Consider the following 20,977-nt stretch of genomic DNA (forward strand, 5'->3'; position numbering starts at 1 on the left):
TATGAACTTTTATTCAAAGAAACCAAAGACTAAAAAGATAGTAGGTCAAATCAGACAAACTCAGATGATAACTACTTTTGGATGTGGTTCTTTAGTAGATTTTCCAAATGCTTCAGTAATAATGGCTGGAACAGATTTTTGGACAAACTGCGATGAGGAAGATACAATACAGGAAGTAAATCTTCAGAAACTTTTAAAAGTAGACTATTTTATTAAACCAAAATCTCAAGACAGTACATCAACTAATCCATATAAAAGATCGAGAGATATACCTGCATTTAGATTTCCAAAGACTTTAATATGCTCAAATGAGAAATGTGGAAAGATTGGATATTATAAAATATTTAAACGAGGTAATATACTGAAATGCCCTATTTGTGGAAATAGGAATATAGTTCCATCAAGATTTATTGTAGCCTGTGAAAGAGGTCATATTGAAGATTTTCCTTATGATTGGTGGGTTCATAGAGATGATGAAAGCTGTGAAAAGCCAGATTTACGTCTGTTTTATGGAAAAGAAACAGGAGGACTTGATAGTATTATAATATGGTGTAAGACTTGTGGAAAAGGCAAAAGTATGAAATATAGTTTTACTAAAAATTCATTAGAAGGATATTCATGTAGTGGAAATAGGCCTTGGCTAAAGGATAAAGATAAGGTTCCTTGCGATGAACCATTGAGAACAGTACAAAGAGGTAGTAGCAATATATATTATCCAAACCATATAAGTGCTTTATCTATACCACCATGGAGTGATGCAATTCAAAAGGAATTAAATAAACATGAGGAATATTTAAGAGGATTAATAGAAATGAATGATAAAAGTATGACTAATCCAATGATAGATTTTCTTATAAAAAGTAGTAATATGGATAAGAAACTTAAATGTACTAAAGAAGAAATAAAAAAACAGATAATGTATCGTATAGAAAAATATAAGGATGGTACTCCAAAAGTTGAAAGGGATATAATGATAGATGAATATAAAGCATTTTTGCGTGGTGACGATACGAGTGAAGATTTTGTAATAGAATCTGAAGAAGTGCCAGAAGTATTTAAAGAATATATTGACCAAATAGTTTTAGCTAAAAAGTTAAAAGAAGTACTGGTCCTAACAGGATTTAAAAGAATAAATCCTGGAGATGAGTTTGACAACGATAAAGATAAGATAGCTCCTCTAAGCAAGAAGAGAAAAAAATGGTTACCTGCTGTTGAATTTTGGGGTGAAGGAATATTTATTAAGCTTAATAAAAAAAGGATACAAAAATGGGAGGAAGATCAACAAGTTATAAACAGGATGAAGATATTGGAGAATAATAAAGAAAAAGTAGATTTTAATTGCAATAAGTTTTCACCAAGATATGTTTTGCTCCATACATTTGCTCATTTGTTAATAAGACAAATAACATTACAATGTGGATATTCTACTTCTGCACTAAAAGAACGTATATATACTACTCAAGACTATGGAGATGAAAAATACGATATGGAAGGTATCTTAATATATACAGCTTCTCCTGATTCAGAAGGAAGTCTAGGAGGTCTAGTAAGTGAAGGTAGAAAAGAAAACTTAGAAAAAACCATTAAAAAAGCTTTAGAACAAAGTAGATGGTGCTCATCAGATCCACTTTGTATCCAATCAAGTGGACAAGGACTAAACTCACTAAACTTAGCAGCTTGTCATTCTTGTACATTATTGCCAGAAACAAGTTGCGAAATGAGAAATCTTTTCTTAGATAGAGCTACGTTAATAGGAGAGATTGATAATAAGAATATAGGATATTTTAGTGATCTGTTTTAGGATGGAGGATAATAAAGTAAGTTCTATAATAGATTTTTGAGGGTGATATTGTGGAGGGGAATTTTTTAGATATTAATAATTTTATTTTAGCTTATGAGAGATTAAAAACATATCCAAGGAATTATTATAAAAGTATATATATTAATGATTTGTATAATTTTGGTTTAAATTTAGATATAAATATTGCTACATTAATTGATAGAATTGAAAATGATATATATGAACCTAGTTGTGCAAGTAAAATTTACATGCCTAAGCCAGATGGTACAGTACGTTCAATAACAGTTATTTCATTTATAGACCTGTTAATATATCAAGCTATAGTAAATATTTTAGCGGATGCATTTTATGACGAGTTTAAATATAAAGTTAACAAATACGTATTTGGACATATTTATAATAAAGTTACAAAGAAAGATGAAAAAATCTTTTTTTATGTTCCGTGGAAGAATCAATGGAAGAAGTATAATAATATGTCTATAAGATATTTTGAAGATGGTTATAAATATAAATCTGAATTTGATTTAGCATCTTTTTATGACACTATAGATCATACTATATTACTTAAATTTATAGAAGATAAAGTATCAGATGAAAAGCTAATTAGTGTTTTAGAGCAACAGTTGAAAATCTGGTCATGTGACCCGGATAGGTCTAGAATCTATAAAAATCATGGAATTCCACAAGGCCCGAATGCTTCAGGATTTTTAGCAGAGATATTACTTGATTATATAGATAGAAATATGATAAGAGTAGTTAAAAAAAGCAATACAATTAAATATATTAGATATGTTGATGATATAAGGTTATTTTCATTAAATGAAAATGATGGAAGAAGGTGTTTAGCTTATTTAGATTTATTATCAAGAGACTTGGGGTTGATTCCTCAATCAAGTAAAGTAGGTATTAAGTTAATTAAGAGTAAGAAAGAGTTAATTACCGATAATAAAAAATTATCTCAAATTGCTATTTATTATAAAAAGAATAAGAAGCTAAAAAGTTCTCATAATAAAAAACTAACAAATAGTATTAAAAAAACATTGACTGAAGATAAAATAAATAATAAGACTTATGATAAAACCATTATGAAGTTTGTATTATATAGGATAGGGCCTAATGATGTTATAAAAGAAATTTTAATTAAACATATAAAACAGTTCTATGAATGTTTTGATATAGTATGTTACTATCTTTCAAAACATTATCTTAACGATACATTAGTACAAAAAACTATTTATGATATGCTTGAAAATGATTATACACCCTACAATTATATAATTGCTATTATATTTAAATACTTTTATAAGATTGTAGAATTTGATGAAAAAATTTACTATAAGTATTATATAGGAAGAGAAAGGGCAAATTGGTATATTAGATATTTTATGATTGATTGGATATATTACCATAGCTCAGACACATTAATTCAGATACCAAATGAAAAAAATTTAATAGTACGAAGGAAAGTAGAATTTTATAAATATATTACTATGAAAGATAATAAGGCAAAGGAAATATTACTTAAATCTATGATGGAAGATGAAGAAGTAGAAGTAGCTTTATTAGGATATAGTTTATATTTTGAATTATTTTATTTTGGTATAGATAAAACGAACGATAATTTAAATGAATTTATAAAAAGAATATATGATATTCCTATAACAGATAATTATATAACTATAAAATTAAAAGAATATTATGGCATTACAAATGGGAATGAATTTTTTAATTTTAATTATTGGGATAAGTATGAGTTAAATAATATTAATCAGGTTTTTAAAAGAGCACATGATATAATAAAAAATGATTCATCTATTTGGTTAAATTATATGAATACTTTTAACCATTTAATTACTGTAAAACTATTAAAACTAAATGGATATAAAGATTTTAATGTCAAGGAATATTCTAATATTTTGGACAATGATAATTTTATGAAGGAAAACTTTCCAAGGTCATATGAGTGGTTTCATGAAGTAAATAACAGGAGAAATCAACTTCCTTCATCTCATCCTTATGATAAGGATGGTAATATAGGAAAATATCTGACAGATGGTGAAAAAAGTAGACATGTTTTTTATTTTAAAAAATCTGTAGAAGAAATTTTAATATATTTTGAGGGAAATAGCTTTAAGGGAAATAAAGTTATGGTAAGTGTATAAAAAAGTTATGAATAATATTAATAATAAAATTAACTTTTATCTATTAAAGAATATAATTAGAAAGGAGATACAGGATTGGATTGGGTTAAGATATTAAAAGATTCAGAGTTTATTGAAGAGTCGGTTAGAATTATACTCTTTTCAATTGTATCAATATTATTAGGGATAAAAGATGAAGGCTTTGGAAAAAAATATCAAAAGAAATATATATTAATTACTTACTTAGTTATAGCTTTATATGCTATCCTAATTGGATTCGGTGATATGAAGAATAAAATAAATTTATTTTTTCTACTGTTTTTTATAAATTTATTAGGAGGAATTAATATTTCTTATGAATCAGATAATATGATGAAAGAACTAGGAAGATTTAGACTATTTATTTTTAAATTTTTTGAATGGTTTTATATTACAAAATCATATATATTTTACATATGCTTTTTTTCATTATAATAGGGAATGAAACTTACACTTATCTATTTGGGAAAAGTTTTAATTTAAATTTAAGTCGCAAACATGTAATGGTTTTTAATGTATTCCTATTTTTTTATTATCACTTATTTTCAAATATAATAGATATATTTGGTTTTATAGGTTTTGAAGATTTAAAGAAAATAATACTGGATGAAATAAAAAAGTTCAATGAAAAGAATGAACTAAATAATTCTATTTTAGATTATATGGGATTTATAGTTTATATGGAAGACAAAGATTATTTTGAAAGAAAGGGCTCGTTATATAATTTAAAATGTATGATAAAAAGAAAAAAGAAAGAAAGACTTAAAAATATAGAATTACAAACTAAAATTTTAATTAGAAATAATAAATTTAGTTTTAATAAATTAAATAGAGGTTTTTCTACTATAGAGCAACAAGTTGTAAGAACACAGGTTATGTATGGAGATAGTTATAGTTATAAATTCAGAAGGAAACTTTTTGTTGAATGTATATATACTCCTATGTTTTTCAAAGTGTTTATAAATCAAAGAAAAAGATATGATTTTTCATATACAATTGATAGAGCTAAAGTGGATATTCTAAAATTTTATTATAATAAAATTTTAGAATATCCATCTAATGAAAAAGAACTTTTTGAAAAAATGGCTATACAGTCTAAAAACTTAAACGTAAATAACTATAGATACTATTTTCATAATGAATTTAAGTGTTCAGAAGAATATTTTAAGATTAGAAAAATATTAAGGAGGAACTTTAGTGATTAACAAAATTATATATGATGGAAAAGAAAAGCATGTCTATCTAGTTAAACCTAATGGTAAGCGGATGCTTTTAAAAAATGACTTATCCTCTAAACCAATTATATCTCCTAATAAAAGATTAGCTGCTTTTATTAGTCCGTTTTGTTGGGAGTGTATGAGTAATGTATATGTAGTTGATTTGTATAATGGAAAAATTTCAAATGTTTATAATTGGGAATACTCAAAGACACCTAAATATATAAAATGGTATTCAAATGAATCTTTATTATTAATTATAGGTGAAACATATGGTACAGTTTCAATAGGAGGAGATTTATATTCTTTGAATATAAAAAGTAAAAAATTAGAGGTTGTCAAGAAATTTCCTGAGTATATTCAGATTACAAGTTTTAAATTAAATGAAAACATAATAGAAGTATATGGTATAAGATATATAGATAATATTTACAATGAGCATATATTATATAAAGATTCTTTTAAGTATTAATTACTTACAGAATACTTTTAATAGTATAAATAAAACTGGTTTACATTTTTAATCACATTTTCCATTCCATATAGGAGATCTGTTTTTTATGGGAAGAAAAATGGTAGATAATTAATATATGAAATAATAAAGAAAATGCTCAATTAATTTTAAAATATATAACATAAAATTATTTAGAATATCTTATAAAATCATAGGATACACTATATATCTAATTCAGCAAAGTTTTTAATTGGACAAGATTTAATAAAAGGTTAAGGGGCAAGGAGGGAGCTTTTTGAAGACTATAGCTATTGCGGGAACTTTTGATTCTAAGGGCAAAGAGTTTACCTATATAAAGGAAGTTCTAGAGAATCTAGGTTTAAACACTTTGACAATCCATTGTGGTGTTTTTGAACCAACAGTTGAAACAGATGTATCTAATGCTACAGTAGCTAGGGAAATTGGAGAAAATATTGATGAAATTGCAGCAAAAAAGGATAGGGCTCTTGGAACAGAAATATTATCTAAAGGTATGGAGAAACTAATTCCAAGGCTATATTCTGAAGGTAAGTTTCATGGAATCATTTCCCTTGGGGGAAGTGGTGGTACATCATTGGTCACACCTGGAATGAGAGCTTTGCCAGTAGGAGTACCTAAAGTCATGGTATCTACAGTTGCCTCAGGGAATGTACAGCAATATGTAGGTACTAGTGATATCATTATGATTCCATCTATTGTAGATGTGTCAGGCCTAAATTCTATATCTACTAAAATATTTACTAATGCTGCTTTAGCAATTGCAGGTATGGTGAAGTTTGAACATGAAGAAAAGATTGAAAAGAAACCATTAGTAGCAGCAACTATGTTTGGTGTTACTACTCCATGTGTTGATGTGGCTAGGGAATATCTAGAAAAAGAAGGATATGAGGTACTAGTATTCCATGCGACAGGTACAGGTGGAAAAACCATGGAAAGGCTTATTGAAAATGGTTTCTTTGATGGTGTCCTAGATTTAACTACTACAGAACTATGTGATGAATTAGTAGGAGGAGTGTTGTCTGCTGGGGCTGATCGTTTAGAAATGGCAGGTAAGTGTAAGGTTCCTCAAGTTGTGTCTGTTGGGGCAATGGATATGGTGAACTTTGGGCCTATAGATACAGTACCAGAAAAGTTTAACGGTAGGAAATTTTATAAGCATAATCCTACTGTAACATTGATGCGTACCACTGTTGAAGAGAACAAGAAATTAGGGGAAATAATATCTGAAAAATTAAACAATACAGAAGGACCAACTGTATTGATGTTGCCATTAAAGGGAGTTTCAATGATAGATGTAGAAGACCAACCTTTTTATGGGCCTGAGGAAGATCTAGTATTATTCGATACATTGAGAAAAAATATTGATGAAGATAAAGTGGAATTAGTTGAGATGGATTTAGATATTAATGATAGGAAGTTTGCCTTGGAAGCAGCAAGGAAATTGGTGGATTTAATGGATGCTAATAAAAATAAATAGGGGATAAAAATATTAAAAGAGGTGAATGTATAATGACTAGGATTGAAATACTTAAAAGATTGAAGGATGAAGTATCTAAAGGGAAGGTTATTATAGGGGCAGGTGCTGGAACTGGTATATCTGCTAAAAGTGCTGAAGCTGGTGGTGTAGACCTTATTATCATATATAATTCTGGTAGGTATAGAATGGCTGGTCGTGGTTCTTTAGCTGGACTTCTTCCTTATGGAGATGCTAATGAGATAGTGATGGAAATGGGAAGAGAAGTGTTACCAATAGTTAAGAATACACCGGTACTAGCTGGAGTTTGTGGTACAGATCCTTTTAGGGTAATGGATAAGTTTTTAGAAGAATTAAAAAATCAAGGGTTTGCAGGGGTACAAAATTTTCCAACAGTAGGACTGATAGATGGAGTATTTAGACAAAACCTAGAAGAAACAGGTATGGGATATGATTTGGAAGTAGATATGATAAGAAAAGCTAGTCAATTGGATATGCTAACTACTCCCTATGTTTTCGATACAGAACAAGCCAAGAAGATGGCAGAAGCAGGTGCTGATATCTTAGTTGCCCATATGGGACTTACAACCAAAGGAACAATAGGCGCTAAAACAGCTTTGACTCTAGATGATTCAGTTAAAAGGGTTCAAGAAATTTGTAATGCTGGCAAATCAGTGAATCCAGATATTATGGTAATCTGTCATGGTGGACCTATTGCTATGCCAGAAGATGCAGCCTATGTACTTGAAAGAACAGAAGGAGTAGTTGGATTCTTCGGTGCATCTAGTATAGAGAGAATACCTACGGAACTAGCTATTAAGGAACAGGTAGAGTCATTTAAGAATATAAAGAAGTAAATATGAATATGTATTAAAAAGAAACTAGAAAAATTATTTTTCTAGTTTCTTTTCTAATTTTAATATTTCTATGGTAGCTTCTAAGCCATATTTTAAAATCCTTTCAAAAATAATTGGTGAAATAGATTCACCTTCAACTATTATATCTTCCTCTAATAATCTTTTTAATATTTCATTTTCAAACATTTTATATGAACTACTTTTTGAGTATTCTGTATTGTGAGGTTCTTTACAATATATATTTCCATTCCTATATGATATCTTTGCTATTCCAATGCTCCTTTATGAATGTAATATAAAAAAGATATGGAGAGAAAGTGGTAGGTTATTGATGACTTTCATAATAGGGGCAGTTGGAACATTAATAGGTGCATTTGTAGGATATTTTACCCTACGAAATCATATCCCTGATTTAGGCTATGTAGCAACTATTATGACAGGGTCTTATATAGGCGGAGGAGTTAACTTTGTAGCTTTATCTGATGCCTTTAATGTACCTAGTGAGATAATAGCTGCAACAACTATTGCAGACATAGAAAACAAGAATATTTTTCATAAAGATCTTGAAAGGATATGAGATTTTAAATTAGTGGAGATTGTTGACTGAATATTTATGATATAATATATATAAACTTATATTATAAAACATTTTAAATAATAGGTGATATTATGAATGATTTATTAAGGGAGAGTATCAATATATTTTTAGAACGGGCAGAAGAAATGTGCAATATAAACTTTGCCTATATTTTTGGTTCCTATGCAAGAGGTGAAGAAAATATTAATAGTGATATAGATATAGCTATTATGCCTAAGGAAATAAATATGGATAAAATGTCAGGGTTATTTGTCAGGGGAAATTTAATAGAATTGGGCAAGTCTATATTTAAAAAAGATGTAGATATAGTATTTCTAAATGCAGATTCTGTGTTTTTAAAATATAAAATTATACAAGAGGGTATTGTTATCAAAGATAGTAGAGATAGAATTACCTTTGAATCCATAGTATTAAGGGAATATTTTGATTTTAAATACTATAGCAACTATTATAATGAGCGAATGTTAGTTTAGGGTGAATTGGGGATAGGAGAGATAATCATGATTGAAAAAGAGATTATTTTAACTAGAATAAGTAAATTGGATGAATATATTAAATTTTTACATGAAATTGGAAAATATTCTAAGGGTGAATATCTAAAAAATGCACTGATTTATGGTTCTGCCGAAAGATTTTTGCACCTAGCTATAGAGTGTATAATAGATATTGGGAATCATATAATTGCTAATATGGGATTTAGAAAACCTGAAAGTAACAGGGAAGTATTCATTATCCTATTCGAAAATAATATAATAGATAACAATTTGAAATTAAACTTATGTAATATGGCAGGATTTAGAAATATATTGGTACATGATTATATAGATTTAGATAGGGAAATAGTATATGATATAATAAAAAATAATTTAAAAGATATAGAAAATTTTAGAGATATAGTTGTGAATTATGTGTGAATTACCCACCACTGAAATCTTACAGATTTTGAAGTGGCGGCTTCTAAGAAGTTTGGTAATTAAGTTTCGAGTCTGTAAAATAGTTTGTGTTTTTAGTAGAAGAGCGATAGCTCTATTCTGACAAGAAATATTCAAGAAATATTGAATTAAATGTAAATGTTAAACTTTCATTTTTATTTTAGTTTGCCAAAGTTTTAGGATAATATACATAAAATCTTATAACTTTGGCAATAATTTTTACAATGGATAAGTGGGATTAATAAGTAAGAAGTAATGCTACTTTTTTATTTATTAAATGGCTAATTTTTAATCAAATTATAGTCTTATTTTATAGGTAAGGTTCTATCCTTCCTTCAAAATATATAACTAATTGATTGAAGATATAATCCCAATTCTTATAGCGCCTACTCCACTTTTTCATTACATTTTGGCTTGCTAGATAAAGCATTTTTTCTAAAGATTGATCCGACGGAAAGACTGATTTAGTCTTTGTAACCTTTCTAAATTGTCTATGCAAGCTTTTTATAATATTAGTTGTATACTGGATTGGCAACCCCTTTTTGAACAAAATCCTACTTAACATAGATTTTATTAAATATCTATGATGTCTTTCCTAATGTCATAGTACTTAGTTCTCTATATTCAATTAGTGTCTTGTATCCTAAAGCTCCGTGAACCCTTCCCCTACTGAAATAGCAAGAATAATTCCAGATTTTGCATTTCTGATTATAAGAAGTGATCTATTTTTGTTATGGAGCAGTTCCAGATATATTAGAGAATAAATACAAAGTGAAAGTTAATGTGGATCCTGCAGCAAGACTTTTAGGTGGATTTGATTTCTTTGGTTCATGGGTAGGTCGATATAAAGATGGGATAATTATTTACTATTATTTAATTAAAGGAGATACGATAAAAGTGTTAAAAAACACAACTATTTATCAAGAGCCACTTGATTTATACGAAGTTGATCCTAAAATAAAAATTGCGCCACAATCTTTTATGTATATATAGGGGGAGAGTAAGAGGGCATAAAAACACCTTATAAGCTATCCCAGCTTGTGAGGTGTTTTTATGCCCATATTTATATGTTATAATTTATGGAAAAAGAGGGGGATGTATATGAGTAAGATTTTACTTGTGGAAGATGATGGTACGTTGGCTATTGGATTGGAATATTCACTTAAAAATGAAGGTTATGAGATAGATGTGGCAAATAACTTATCTAAAGCTAGGGAGCTTTTTAGTGTGGGAAATTATCAACTAATACTTTTAGATGTTATGCTTCCTGATGGGAATGGCTATGAGTTCTGTAAGGAAATAAGGGAGAAGTCTAATATTCCTATTATATTTCTAACTGCCTGTGATGAGGAAGTAAATGTGGTAATGGGTTTGGATATTGGTGCAGATGATTATATTTCAAAGCCTTTTAGGATAAGGGAGCTTATATCTAGGATTAAATCTGTTCTTAGAAGGTATGGGGAGGATAGTTTGGGAAAGATACTGGTTTCTGGAGATATAAAGTTATATTTTTTAGAAGGAAAAGTAGAAAAGTATGGTGAGGAAGTTTCTCTTACCCCTATTGAATACAAACTTCTTGCAAATTTCATGAAGAATCCTAATCAAGTTCTTTCTAGGAGCAATATATTGGAAAGCCTTTGGGATACTGGGGGAGAGTTTGTAGATGACAATACCCTTTCAGTATATATTAAAAGGCTTAGAGAAAAAATAGAGGACAATTCATCTACACCTATATATATTAAGACTGTAAGAGGGCTAGGATATAAATGGGATATGGATATAAGGAGGGTTTAGGATGTTTAGAAATCCTGAAATAAAATCTGTTTTTATAAAGCTTTTGATACTTCAAATTATATTTAGTATTTGTATATTTGGAGTATTGAACTATGGAATGAAAGAGGTAAATAAAAAGATAGTAGAACAAAATACAGCTATAGTAGGGAATATATTGGATAAACATCCTGAATTGGAAGGGGAAATAACTGGATATATAACGAAAGGTCCAAGTAAGGCAGATATTGAAAAAGGGGAAAAACTCCTTATCCAATATGGCTATGATAAGAGTATGAAGCCTAGGCTTCAGCCAGCCTTTAAGGATATACTACCTAAAGTTGAAGGAATAATATTTTTTACATCCCTTATCTATTTTATCCCCTTATTTTTATTAATAAGAAGGGAGTATAATTTTATCTATAATAAGGTAAGGAATATATCTTTTGCTGCTGAAAGGGTTGTGGAAGGCGATTTTTCTATAGTATTGGAGGAAGCTGGGGAAGGTGATTTTAATATTTTAAATCACCAATTCAATCAAATGTCTAATAGGTTGGAAGCAAGTTTGGAAGGATTAAATAATGAGAAGAGTTTTTTGAAGAATATAATATCTGATATTTCTCATCAATTAAAAACCCCTCTATCTTCCCTTATTATGCTAAATGAGTTAATACTTGAAGATGAGGATATGGAAGAAGATATTAAAGTAGATTTTTTAAAGAGGATGAGGGGCCAATTAGATAGGATGGAATGGCTTATTATAAATCTATTGAAAATGGCCCGTCTTGAAGTTGGAGCTATACAGTTTAAAAGAGAAGAAATCTTTTTAAGGGAGCCTATTGAAATTGCACTTTCTGGATTAAATACGAAGATTAGGGAGAAGGAACAGAGGATAAATATTGTTGAGAAAAATGGAAACTGTTATTTCCGTGGGGATAAGGATTGGACAGGGGAGGCCTTTATAAATATTATAAAGAACTGTGTAGAGCATACTGATGAAGGTGGGGAGATAAATATAATTTTAAGTGAGACCCCACTATTTAGCCAGGTAGTTATAAAGGATAATGGTGAGGGAATAGATAGGAAGGATCTACCTCATATATTTAAAAGATTTTATAAAGGTAGTAGTGATGTGAAAGCCGATAGTATAGGGATTGGTTTGAATCTATCTAAGTTAATAATAGAATCCCAAGATGGAATTATATCTGTGAAAAGTAAGAAAGGGGTAGGTACTGAGTTTACCATTACTTTTTTAAAGGGGAATATATAGGCCATCTTACAAAAATGTAAGTTGAAAATTCACCTTATTGTAAGATAGACATTGTAGACTATAATTAGAAAAGAAAAGGAGGGATAACTGTGGAAGTTGTTAGAGTAGAAAATCTATGCAAAGTTTATGGTACCGGTGAAATGAAAGTAAATGCAGTTGATAATATAAATCTTACTATTAATCAAGGTGAATTTGTAGCAATAGTAGGACCAAGTGGTTCGGGAAAGAGTACCTTATTACATCTATTGGGTGGGGTAGATAAGCCGAGTAGTGGGAAGGTAATTGTAGATGGAACGGATATATATAGTTTAAGTGAAGAGGAGCTTGCTATATTTAGAAGGAGGAAGGTAGGATTTATTTTTCAATTCTATAATCTAGTGCCAGTCCTTGATGTAGAGGAAAATATATTGTTGCCACTACTTTTAGATAATAAGAAGGTGGATAGAAAATATATAGATGAACTTATTTCTATTTTAGGCCTTAATGAAAGGAAAAACCATCTTCCTAATGAGCTTTCAGGAGGTCAACAACAGAGGGTTTCTATAGGAAGGGCCCTTGCATATAGTCCGTCAATAGTACTTGCTGATGAGCCTACAGGAAATTTAGATAGTCAAAATAGTAAGGAGATAGTAGATCTTTTAAAACTTTCAGTCCAAAAGTACAATCAAACCCTTGTACTTATAACCCATGATTTAGATATTGCCTCTCAAGCAGATAGGATAATAACTATTGAAGATGGCAGTATTGTAAAGGATGAGAGAATATCATGATAAAAAATTATAAACAAATAACTTATAGGTATTTAAAGGTACAGAAAAAGAGGACTATCCTTACTATTATTGGAATAATACTTTCTGTAGCCCTTATAACGGCTATTGGGACTATGGTAATGAGTATGAGGGATGCTGCTATAAAAGATGTAATTAAAAGAATGGGAGATTATCATGCCATTTTCACAGATGTTCCATCAGATAAAATAGATAAAATAACTAAAAATGTAGAGGTGGAGAAGTCGGGAATAACTAAAGCAAAGGGCTATGCCCCTCTAAGGGAAACAACGGAAGAAGAAAGGCGTGAAGATATACCTATTCCTTATAAATATTTAAGTGTTAGAGGATATGATAAGGAATCATTGGATATATTGCCTTATAAGGTTAAGGAAGGGAGATTTCCTGTAAGTTCAGATGAAATAGTTTTGGAAAAACTGTTATTAGAATATTTCCCTAAGAAACCAAAAGTAGGTGACAGAATTGTCTTATCTTTAGGTAAAAGGATGATGGTTAAGGGAGAAGATGGAAAGGAAACTGTTGAACCACAGTATTTAAATGGAGGTTTCGATTATTCAGATTTAGGGGAACGATTTGAGAAAGAAGAAGAAAAGGAATATACAGTAGTAGGAATTATGGAATCTGACAATGTATGGCATGAAAGTTATATATATGATACTATAGTTGGATTGGATAAAAAGGATTTAAAAGACAATAACTATGATATATATGTAAGATTTAGTAGTGTAAATAAGGCTAGGGATAAGGCTGAAAAAATAGCTAAAAATATTGGTCTATCTGAAGAAAACATTCAATACAATGATGATTTATTAGAGCTTTCGGCTCAAAGTCCATCAAAGGCCTTAAATAATGCCCTTGTCCAGATGTTAATATTTATTATAGCTTTAGTAATAGTTGCTACAGTTGCGGTAATATACAATTCTTTCAATATTTCTGTACTTGAAAGGATATCCCAGTTTGGACTTTTGCGTTCTGTAGGTTCTACTCCAAAACAGATTAGGGATATGGTATTTAAAGAAGCTACTCTATTGAGTGCTATAGGGATACCTATAGGATTGTTCTGTGGTGTATTAGCTATGAAGATAGTTCTATATATAATATCGTTGATTAAGTTTGATTTTGTTGCTGATTTTGAGATAGTGATTTCTCCAATAGTATTTTTAATAAGTTCCATACTTGGATTGGTAACTGTCTATCTTTCAGCCTATGGCCCAGCAAAGAAGGCAGGCAAGATTTCACCACTAGATGCTGTGAGAAATACAGGAGGATTTAAAAAGGAAACTTTCAATAAGGTTAAAAGTTCTAAGTTAATAAGGAAGCTCTTCGGTATGGAAGGGGAACTAGCTTATAAGAATTTAAGAAGGAATAGGAAGAGATTTGTAATAACAGTATTTTCTATGGTTATAAGTATAGTGCTTTTCATCAGCTTTTCTAGCTTTTCCAATTATATATTTAGTATTGGAGCAGTAAGTGATGATGAAGTGGGGAATTTCTTCATATATTCTCCAGGGGATTTGGATTTAAATAGTATTTCCAAAGAGTTAAAGAATATGGAAGATGTTAAAAGGGTATATAAATCTAGTATAGGTTTTGTAGATGCATTGGTTGAGGATGATGCTATAAGTCCAAAGTTGAAGGAGTTAAATGAAGGTTATTATGACGAGAAAAGACAGGGATCTACAGTAGTATCTAATAGTAATATAATGACTTTTGGAAATGACAATATGGATGCTTTGAAGCCATATTTAAAGGATGGTACTATTGATGTTGAAAAGTTAAACAGTGAAAATGGAGTTTTAGTAGTAACAACTATTCCAGGATATAATGAGGAAACTAATAAAGGTGCAATAATAGAAGGATTCAATTTTAAGATAGGGGATAAGATACTTATATGGGAGAACTTAGGTGACGCTCCTGATGGTAACCTAAAAGAAGTAAAGGTCATGGGAATACTGGAAAGAGGACTTTTGTCAAATGAATTTAAATATAATCTAAATGGTGGATTAAATATAGTATCTACAGAAGAAATGTACGATAAATTAAAAGATACTGACCTTGATTCTCAAATCTATATTGAAATGGAAAGGGAAGGGAACAATGGTCCAGTTAGGGAATATTTGGCTGAGTTAGAAGAAAAGGATTCTAATTTCCATTATGTTGACTATTCAGAGCAGGCTGAGGAAGAGAGAAAAATAAATATAATTATGAATATATTCTTATATGGCTTTGTAGCAGTAATAGCCTTGATTAGCTGTGTAAATATTATAAATACTATAAGTACAAATCTAATACTTCGAACTAGGGAATTGGCTATGATAAAAGCTGTAGGAATGGCTCAGAAAAGTGTGAAGAAAATGGTGGCCTTGGAAAGTATCTATTATGGTTTGATAGCTACAATATATGGTGGAATAATAGGTACAGGACTTTCTTATGTATTATATAAGATTGTAATGGAGATTAGAGAGTTTGAATGGATGATTCCATGGAATAGTATACTCATATCTTCCATAGGAGCTATAGCTGTAGCATTGATATCAGCATATATTCCACTTAAAAGAATAAATAATGGCAATATAATTGATAAAATAAAAATGGAAGAATAGGTTTTTGATAAAAGTAGGCTTTTTACAGCCTACTTTTTATATTTGTGTGCCTGGCATGGGTAACAACTTTTTCTTAGGAATATTAAGATAATACCAATTTCTGGAGATATAAAGTTTTTGATACTTTAAATTATATTTAGTATGTGGAGATTGTTGACTGAATATTTATGATATAATATATATATAAACTTTGCCTATATTTTTGGCTCCTATGAGTCCATAGTATTAAGGGAATATTTTGATTTTAAATACTATAGCAACTATTACAATGAGCAAATGTTAGTTTAGGATGGTGAATTGAGGATAGGAGAGATAATCGTGATTGAAAAAGAGATTATTTTAACTAGAATAAGTAATAAGTAAGAGGATGAGGGGCTGATGTATAATTAATTTTAGGAGGTGTTTTTATGCTGAAACTTATAAAGAATGGAAAAGTATATTCTCCTACTTATTTAGGTAAGAAAGATATCCTCATAGTAGGGGACAAAATAGGCTATGTTGTGGATAATCTTCAAGTTCCAGAGGACTTTGTCCACATGGAAATCATTGATGCAAAGGGAAAATATGTAGTTCCAGGATTTATTGATTCCCATGTTCATATATCTGGAGGAGGTGGAGAAGGAGGGTTTAAAACAAGGACTCCAGAAATTCAACTAACAGATATAACCCTTGGAGGGGTAACTACTGTAGTTGGAGTATTGGGAACAGATGGTACTACAAGGAATGGATGCAATTTACTAGCAAAAGCTAGGGGATTGGAGGAAGAAGGAATAACCACATATATGTACACAGGTTCGTACCAAGTTCCAACTAGGACTATAACTGGAAGTGTATTAGATGATATAGTGCTAATTGATAAGGTCATAGGGGCTGGTGAAATAGCTATGTCAGATCATCGTTCCAGTCAGCCTAGGGTAGATGAACTTGCAAAACTTGTAGCAGATGCAAGGGTTGGAGGAATTCTTTCTGGAAAGGCTGGAGTTGTAAATATACACATGGGAGATGGAGAGAGACAGTTAGATTTTATTGAAGAAATAGTGGAAAGCACAGAGATACCTATTACTCAGTTTATACCTACACATATGAATAGGAATGGAAGTTTATTTAAACGAGCTATTGAATTTGGCAAAAATGGTGGAATAATAGATTTCACTACAAGTACTACAAAGAAATTTTTAGAAGAAGGAGAGGCAAAATGTAGCAAAGCTTTGAAAATAGCATTGGAAGAAGGGGTTTCAGGAAATAATATTACTTTTTCATCAGATGGACAAGGAAGCCTTCCAGAATTCAATGAAAAAGGTGAGTTTATAGGTATTGGTATTGGAAAGGTGACTTCCCTATATAGTGAAGTAAAAGATGCTATAGTTTCTGAAAATATTCCTATGGAAAAGGCACTGAGGGTTATTACGGCCAATCCAGCAGATATTTTAAAATTAAAAGACAAAGGTCATATAGAGAAAGGAAAAGATGCAGATATTGTACTATTAGATGAGGATACCTTTGAAATAGATACAGTTATAGCAAGAGGACAAGTTATGATTAAAAATAAAGAAGTAGTTGTGAAGGGAACATTTGAATAAATATATATTATATAATTATGACAGAAGGAGTGTATTTTAGATGACAGAAAAATCAAAGGCTAGGAAAGAGTATAGGATGCCTGACACCTATATAATAATATTTTTTATAGTACTTGTTGCAGCGATTTTAACCTATCTTATTCCTGTAGGTAGATTTGATGTATTGTATAAAGTATATGATTCAGATAATAATGTTGTAGTTGAATTAGAAGATGGGCAAAGCAAGAGTTTTGAATTAAATGGAGAAAAATACATTCTAGATGCTACAGGTGATGAAGAAACTGTCCTGTTTGAAGATGGTTCAGAAGGGCCTGTAGGAGCTATAGAAAAAACAAAAGCTTCTGCCATAGAGGTTGAAAAAGATGATAAGTTTGTTTTTAAAGTAGTTCAGGAATATGGAGATTATATAAGTTCTGGGGAAAAGAAAGGGATAAAACTCTTTGGAAAAGATGGAGATATGGGATTTTTAAATTATGTATTTGAGGGAATGGTAAAAGGTGATAAATGGGGATCAGCAGTTGGAGTTGTTGCCTTTATATTAGTAGTTGGAGGAGCTTTTGGAATAATACTTAGGACTGGAGCTATAGAGGCTTGTATTGGAAATATGGTTTCTAAGACACAAGGGAAGGAAGTTGCTATAATACCAATATTATTCCTATTGTTTTCTTTAGGTGGTGCAATATTTGGAATGGGTGAAGAAGCAATACCCTTTGCTATGATAATTGTACCTCTTGTTATTGCTATGGGTTATGATGCTGTAATTGGAGTAATGATAACCTATGTTGCAACCCAAATTGGATTTGCTACTTCTTGGATGAATCCTTTTAGTGTAGCTATTGCTCAAGGAATTGCAGGGATTCCAATCATGTCTGGAGCAGGATTTAGAATATTCATGTATATCGTCTTTAATATTGTATCCATTGTATTTATAATGACATATGCCAAGAAGATAAGAAAAAATCCGAAATTATCTGTAGCTTATGAGTCTGATGAGTATTATAGAAAAGATTTTAATGTAGGAGATATAGAAAGACTTGAATTTAATTTTGGTCATGGACTAGTTATGATTACAATACTTGTTGGTATAGCATGGGTTATATGGGGTGTAATGAAACACGGATATTATATACCTGAAATAGCTACTATATTTTTTACAATGGGTTTAGTTTCAGGAATCATTGGAGTTATATTTAAATTGAACAATATGACAGCAAATGATATGGCTAATTCCTTTAGAGAAGGGGCTGGAGATTTAGTTGGAGCAGCATTGGTTGTTGGTATGGCACAGGGGATTGTATTGGTTTTAGGAGATTCTTCTCCTTTTACAGATTCAGTATTAAATACAGTATTATATGGTATGAGTAAAGCCTTGAAAGGATTGCCAACAACTATAACTGCATGGTTTATGTATATATTCCAATCAGTATTTAATTTCTTTGTAGTATCAGGTTCTGGTCAAGCAGCTATAACTATGCCTCTTATGGCTCCACTTGCCGATATAGTTGGAGTTTCAAAACAAATATCAGTATTAGCATTCCAGTTAGGAGATGGATTGACTAATTTAATAGTTCCAACATCTGGGTGTTTAATGGGTGTACTAGGAGTTGCAAGATTAGAATGGAGCAAATGGGCTAAATTTCAAATAAAATTTCAACTAATACTATTTATACTAGCTTCACTATTTGTAATTGGAGGAGTAATAGTGGGATTGGTGTAGAAGATAATAGATTTTTATAAATAAAAGAATTTATAATTAGTAAATGTGATTATGTAATTGTGAAATTACATAATCACATTTTTTATTGCATTATACTCTTGTAGGTTTATTGGTAAAATGTTGAAGTATGAATAACAAATATGATACAATTGGGACAAGGTAATCGAAAAGCAGGGAGGTGGTGTGATATGAGTACATTTCAGGCAATTTCTTTAATGATTGCTTTTGGTATGTTTACTATATCACTAATCTCCTTAATAGTTATGCTAACAAAGGATAACGTTAAGAGAAAAAAATAATCACCCTGCCTGCCCGCAGAGTGATTAAAGATTTTTATTCACTTTAGTGGCAACCGCACCTTTGCGGTATCGATTACCTTATTTTTATTATACCACAACATATAGAATTGTAAACATGATAAAAATAAAAAAATAAAATAAGTCACTGAATTTGTTACTTTAATAAAAGAGACATCTGTAGCTTCAACTATAGGGGTAGCAGATTTGATGTATGCATCAAAGATAGTACAAAGCAGTAGCTTCCAACCTTTCAATCCGTTGATTATAGTAGCAATAATATATTTTATAATTACATTTTCATTATCCCAACTAGTAGGATTGCTTGAAAGGAGATTAGTCCACAATGATTAAAATAGAGAATTTAAATAAATATTTTGGAGATAAACATGTATTGAAGGATATAAACTTAGAAATAGAAGATGGTGAGGTTATTGGCCTAATAGGTCCTTCTGGTTCTGGTAAAAGTACCCTTATAAGATGTATAAACTATTTAGAAGAACCAACTTCTGGCAATATATATATTAATGATAAAAATATAGCCAAAGCAGGGAAGGAAATAGATAGAATAAGACAGCAGATAGGAATGGTATTTCAACACTTTCACCTATTTCCTCATAAAACAGTTTTAGAGAATATAACCTTAGCTCCAGTTTTAACAGGGAAGCTAACAAAAAAAGAGGCAGAAGAGAAAGCTATTGAACTCCTTAAGACTATGAATTTATTGGACAAGAAGGATGTATATCCTGATTCCCTATCAGGAGGACAAAAGCAGAGGATAGCTATAGCTAGATCTCTGGCTATGGATCCAGAAGTAATGCTCTTTGATGAGGTGACATCAGCCCTAGACCCAGAAATGGTTGGAGAAGTTTTAAATGTAATGAAAGACTTAGCTAAAACAGGTATGACTATGGTAGTAGTAACCCATGAAATGGCTTTTGCTAGACAAGTAGCCCATAGGGTAGTATTCATGGCCGATGGAGAGATCGTAGAAGAAAACAAGGCAATAGATTTATTCGAAAACCCACAAAACCATAGAACAAAAGAATTTCTATCAAAGGTATTAGAATATTGATTAGTATAAAAGTAGCTAGTTATTGAAATTAATTTCAATAACTAGCTGTTTTTATATACAATTAAGTTATTTTAAATATAAACTTCAATTAAATACTGATATTAATATAAAAATAATCTATATAGTAAATATTATTTAAAAAATTGAAGAAAGTTGGGGAAAACCTAATTGAATGTGGTATATATACTAAAAGATAGTGGCCACAGTGTAATATTTTTTCAATTAACGTTATAAAACAATTTTTTAGGGTATACCATTAAAGTAAACATTTTAAAAAAAGATATTATAAATAATATATATTGTTTAAATATTGCTTGTAAAAAAAG

At 30.2% G+C, this 20,977-nt stretch carries 21 protein-coding genes and 1 pseudogene; 20 read left to right on the forward strand and 2 right to left on the reverse strand.

Annotated features, from left to right (window positions below; genetic code table 11):
- Position 1: 1 nt before the first annotated feature.
- The 7 genes from drmB (at position 2) to FYJ27_RS10855 (ending at position 8,022) form a co-directional block, all read left to right on the forward strand.
- Complete coding sequence (drmB, locus tag FYJ27_RS10825) at positions 2–1,801, forward strand: DUF1998 domain-containing protein (RefSeq protein ID WP_154484847.1); 1,800 nt, start codon at positions 2–4, stop codon at positions 1,799–1,801.
- 50 nt (positions 1,802–1,851) lie between these two features.
- A complete protein-coding gene (locus tag FYJ27_RS10830) occupies positions 1,852–3,963 on the forward strand; it encodes a reverse transcriptase domain-containing protein (protein WP_154484848.1) in 2,112 nt (703 codons plus the stop codon).
- Positions 3,964–4,038: 75 nt separating this feature from the next.
- Positions 4,039–4,416: a hypothetical protein gene (locus FYJ27_RS10835; RefSeq protein WP_154484849.1), complete on the forward strand. Its 378-nt coding sequence runs from the start codon at positions 4,039–4,041 to the stop codon at positions 4,414–4,416.
- 68 nt (positions 4,417–4,484) lie between these two features.
- Positions 4,485–5,186 (forward strand): hypothetical protein, encoded by a 702-nt coding sequence (locus tag FYJ27_RS10840; RefSeq protein WP_154484850.1) that lies wholly within the window; start codon positions 4,485–4,487, stop codon positions 5,184–5,186.
- Positions 5,179–5,670 (forward strand): DUF4652 domain-containing protein, encoded by a 492-nt coding sequence (locus tag FYJ27_RS10845; protein WP_154484851.1) that lies wholly within the window; start codon positions 5,179–5,181, stop codon positions 5,668–5,670. Before FYJ27_RS10840 ends, FYJ27_RS10845 begins: the two co-directional genes overlap by 8 nt.
- A 277-nt stretch (positions 5,671–5,947) precedes the next feature.
- Complete coding sequence (locus FYJ27_RS10850; protein ID WP_154484852.1) at positions 5,948–7,168, forward strand: Tm-1-like ATP-binding domain-containing protein; 1,221 nt, start codon at positions 5,948–5,950, stop codon at positions 7,166–7,168.
- Between the two features lie 32 nt (positions 7,169–7,200).
- Positions 7,201–8,022: a phosphoenolpyruvate hydrolase family protein gene (locus FYJ27_RS10855; protein ID WP_154484853.1), complete on the forward strand. Its 822-nt coding sequence runs from the start codon at positions 7,201–7,203 to the stop codon at positions 8,020–8,022.
- A 33-nt stretch (positions 8,023–8,055) separates the two neighbouring features.
- Here the strand turns inward: FYJ27_RS10855 and FYJ27_RS10860 are convergent, their stop codons facing one another.
- Entirely contained in the window at positions 8,056–8,208 is a 153-nt protein-coding gene (locus tag FYJ27_RS10860; protein ID WP_154484854.1) for a hypothetical protein, read from the reverse strand.
- Between the two features lie 88 nt (positions 8,209–8,296).
- Between FYJ27_RS10860 and FYJ27_RS10865 the strand changes: the two genes are divergently transcribed.
- From FYJ27_RS10865 to hepT, 3 genes are all read left to right on the forward strand, one after another.
- Positions 8,297–8,599, forward strand: coding sequence for a DUF819 family protein (locus FYJ27_RS10865; RefSeq protein ID WP_154484855.1), 303 nt, complete (start codon positions 8,297–8,299; stop codon positions 8,597–8,599).
- A gap of 92 nt (positions 8,600–8,691) precedes the next feature.
- Positions 8,692–9,093 carry a type VII toxin-antitoxin system MntA family adenylyltransferase antitoxin gene (gene mntA / locus FYJ27_RS10870; protein ID WP_154484856.1) on the forward strand — a complete coding sequence of 134 codons (402 nt, stop codon included), beginning with the start codon at positions 8,692–8,694 and terminating at the stop codon, positions 9,091–9,093.
- A 27-nt stretch (positions 9,094–9,120) separates the two neighbouring features.
- Positions 9,121–9,534, forward strand: coding sequence for a type VII toxin-antitoxin system HepT family RNase toxin (gene hepT / locus FYJ27_RS10875; protein ID WP_154484857.1), 414 nt, complete (start codon positions 9,121–9,123; stop codon positions 9,532–9,534).
- A 328-nt stretch (positions 9,535–9,862) separates the two neighbouring features.
- Here hepT and FYJ27_RS10880 read toward each other — a convergent pair.
- Positions 9,863–10,081: pseudogene (locus tag FYJ27_RS10880) on the reverse strand (transposase); the annotation flags it as partial.
- 242 nt (positions 10,082–10,323) lie between these two features.
- Here FYJ27_RS10880 and FYJ27_RS10885 point away from each other — a divergent pair.
- The 10 genes from FYJ27_RS10885 (at position 10,324) to FYJ27_RS10930 (ending at position 20,651) form a co-directional block, all read left to right on the forward strand.
- Positions 10,324–10,545, forward strand: coding sequence for a hypothetical protein (locus FYJ27_RS10885; RefSeq protein WP_154484858.1), 222 nt, complete (start codon positions 10,324–10,326; stop codon positions 10,543–10,545).
- A 108-nt stretch (positions 10,546–10,653) separates the two neighbouring features.
- Positions 10,654–11,346, forward strand: a complete 693-nt coding sequence (locus tag FYJ27_RS10890; protein WP_154484859.1) for a response regulator transcription factor — start codon at positions 10,654–10,656, stop codon at positions 11,344–11,346.
- 1 nt (position 11,347) lies between these two features.
- Positions 11,348–12,592: a HAMP domain-containing sensor histidine kinase gene (locus tag FYJ27_RS10895; RefSeq protein WP_154484860.1), complete on the forward strand. Its 1,245-nt coding sequence runs from the start codon at positions 11,348–11,350 to the stop codon at positions 12,590–12,592.
- An 89-nt stretch (positions 12,593–12,681) separates the two neighbouring features.
- Complete coding sequence (locus FYJ27_RS10900) at positions 12,682–13,362, forward strand: ABC transporter ATP-binding protein (RefSeq protein WP_326831082.1); 681 nt, start codon at positions 12,682–12,684, stop codon at positions 13,360–13,362.
- A complete protein-coding gene (locus FYJ27_RS10905) occupies positions 13,359–15,983 on the forward strand; it encodes an ABC transporter permease (RefSeq protein ID WP_154484861.1) in 2,625 nt (874 codons plus the stop codon). The genes FYJ27_RS10900 and FYJ27_RS10905 overlap by 4 nt, the downstream gene beginning before the upstream one ends.
- A gap of 407 nt (positions 15,984–16,390) precedes the next feature.
- A complete protein-coding gene (gene iadA, locus FYJ27_RS10910) occupies positions 16,391–17,563 on the forward strand; it encodes a beta-aspartyl-peptidase (protein WP_154484862.1) in 1,173 nt (390 codons plus the stop codon).
- Between the two features lie 40 nt (positions 17,564–17,603).
- Complete coding sequence (yfcC, locus tag FYJ27_RS10915) at positions 17,604–19,280, forward strand: putative basic amino acid antiporter YfcC (protein ID WP_229775547.1); 1,677 nt, start codon at positions 17,604–17,606, stop codon at positions 19,278–19,280.
- Between the two features lie 188 nt (positions 19,281–19,468).
- Complete coding sequence (locus FYJ27_RS10920) at positions 19,469–19,579, forward strand: putative holin-like toxin (protein WP_229775548.1); 111 nt, start codon at positions 19,469–19,471, stop codon at positions 19,577–19,579.
- Between the two features lie 204 nt (positions 19,580–19,783).
- Positions 19,784–19,930 carry a hypothetical protein gene (locus tag FYJ27_RS10925; protein WP_154484864.1) on the forward strand — a complete coding sequence of 49 codons (147 nt, stop codon included), beginning with the start codon at positions 19,784–19,786 and terminating at the stop codon, positions 19,928–19,930.
- Positions 19,923–20,651 carry an amino acid ABC transporter ATP-binding protein gene (locus FYJ27_RS10930; protein WP_154484865.1) on the forward strand — a complete coding sequence of 243 codons (729 nt, stop codon included), beginning with the start codon at positions 19,923–19,925 and terminating at the stop codon, positions 20,649–20,651. Before FYJ27_RS10925 ends, FYJ27_RS10930 begins: the two co-directional genes overlap by 8 nt.
- The last annotated feature ends 326 nt before the right edge of the window (positions 20,652–20,977 follow it).

This window comes from Anaerosalibacter bizertensis (assembly GCF_009696605.1).
Lineage (GTDB): Bacteria > Bacillota > Clostridia > Tissierellales > Sporanaerobacteraceae > Anaerosalibacter > Anaerosalibacter bizertensis.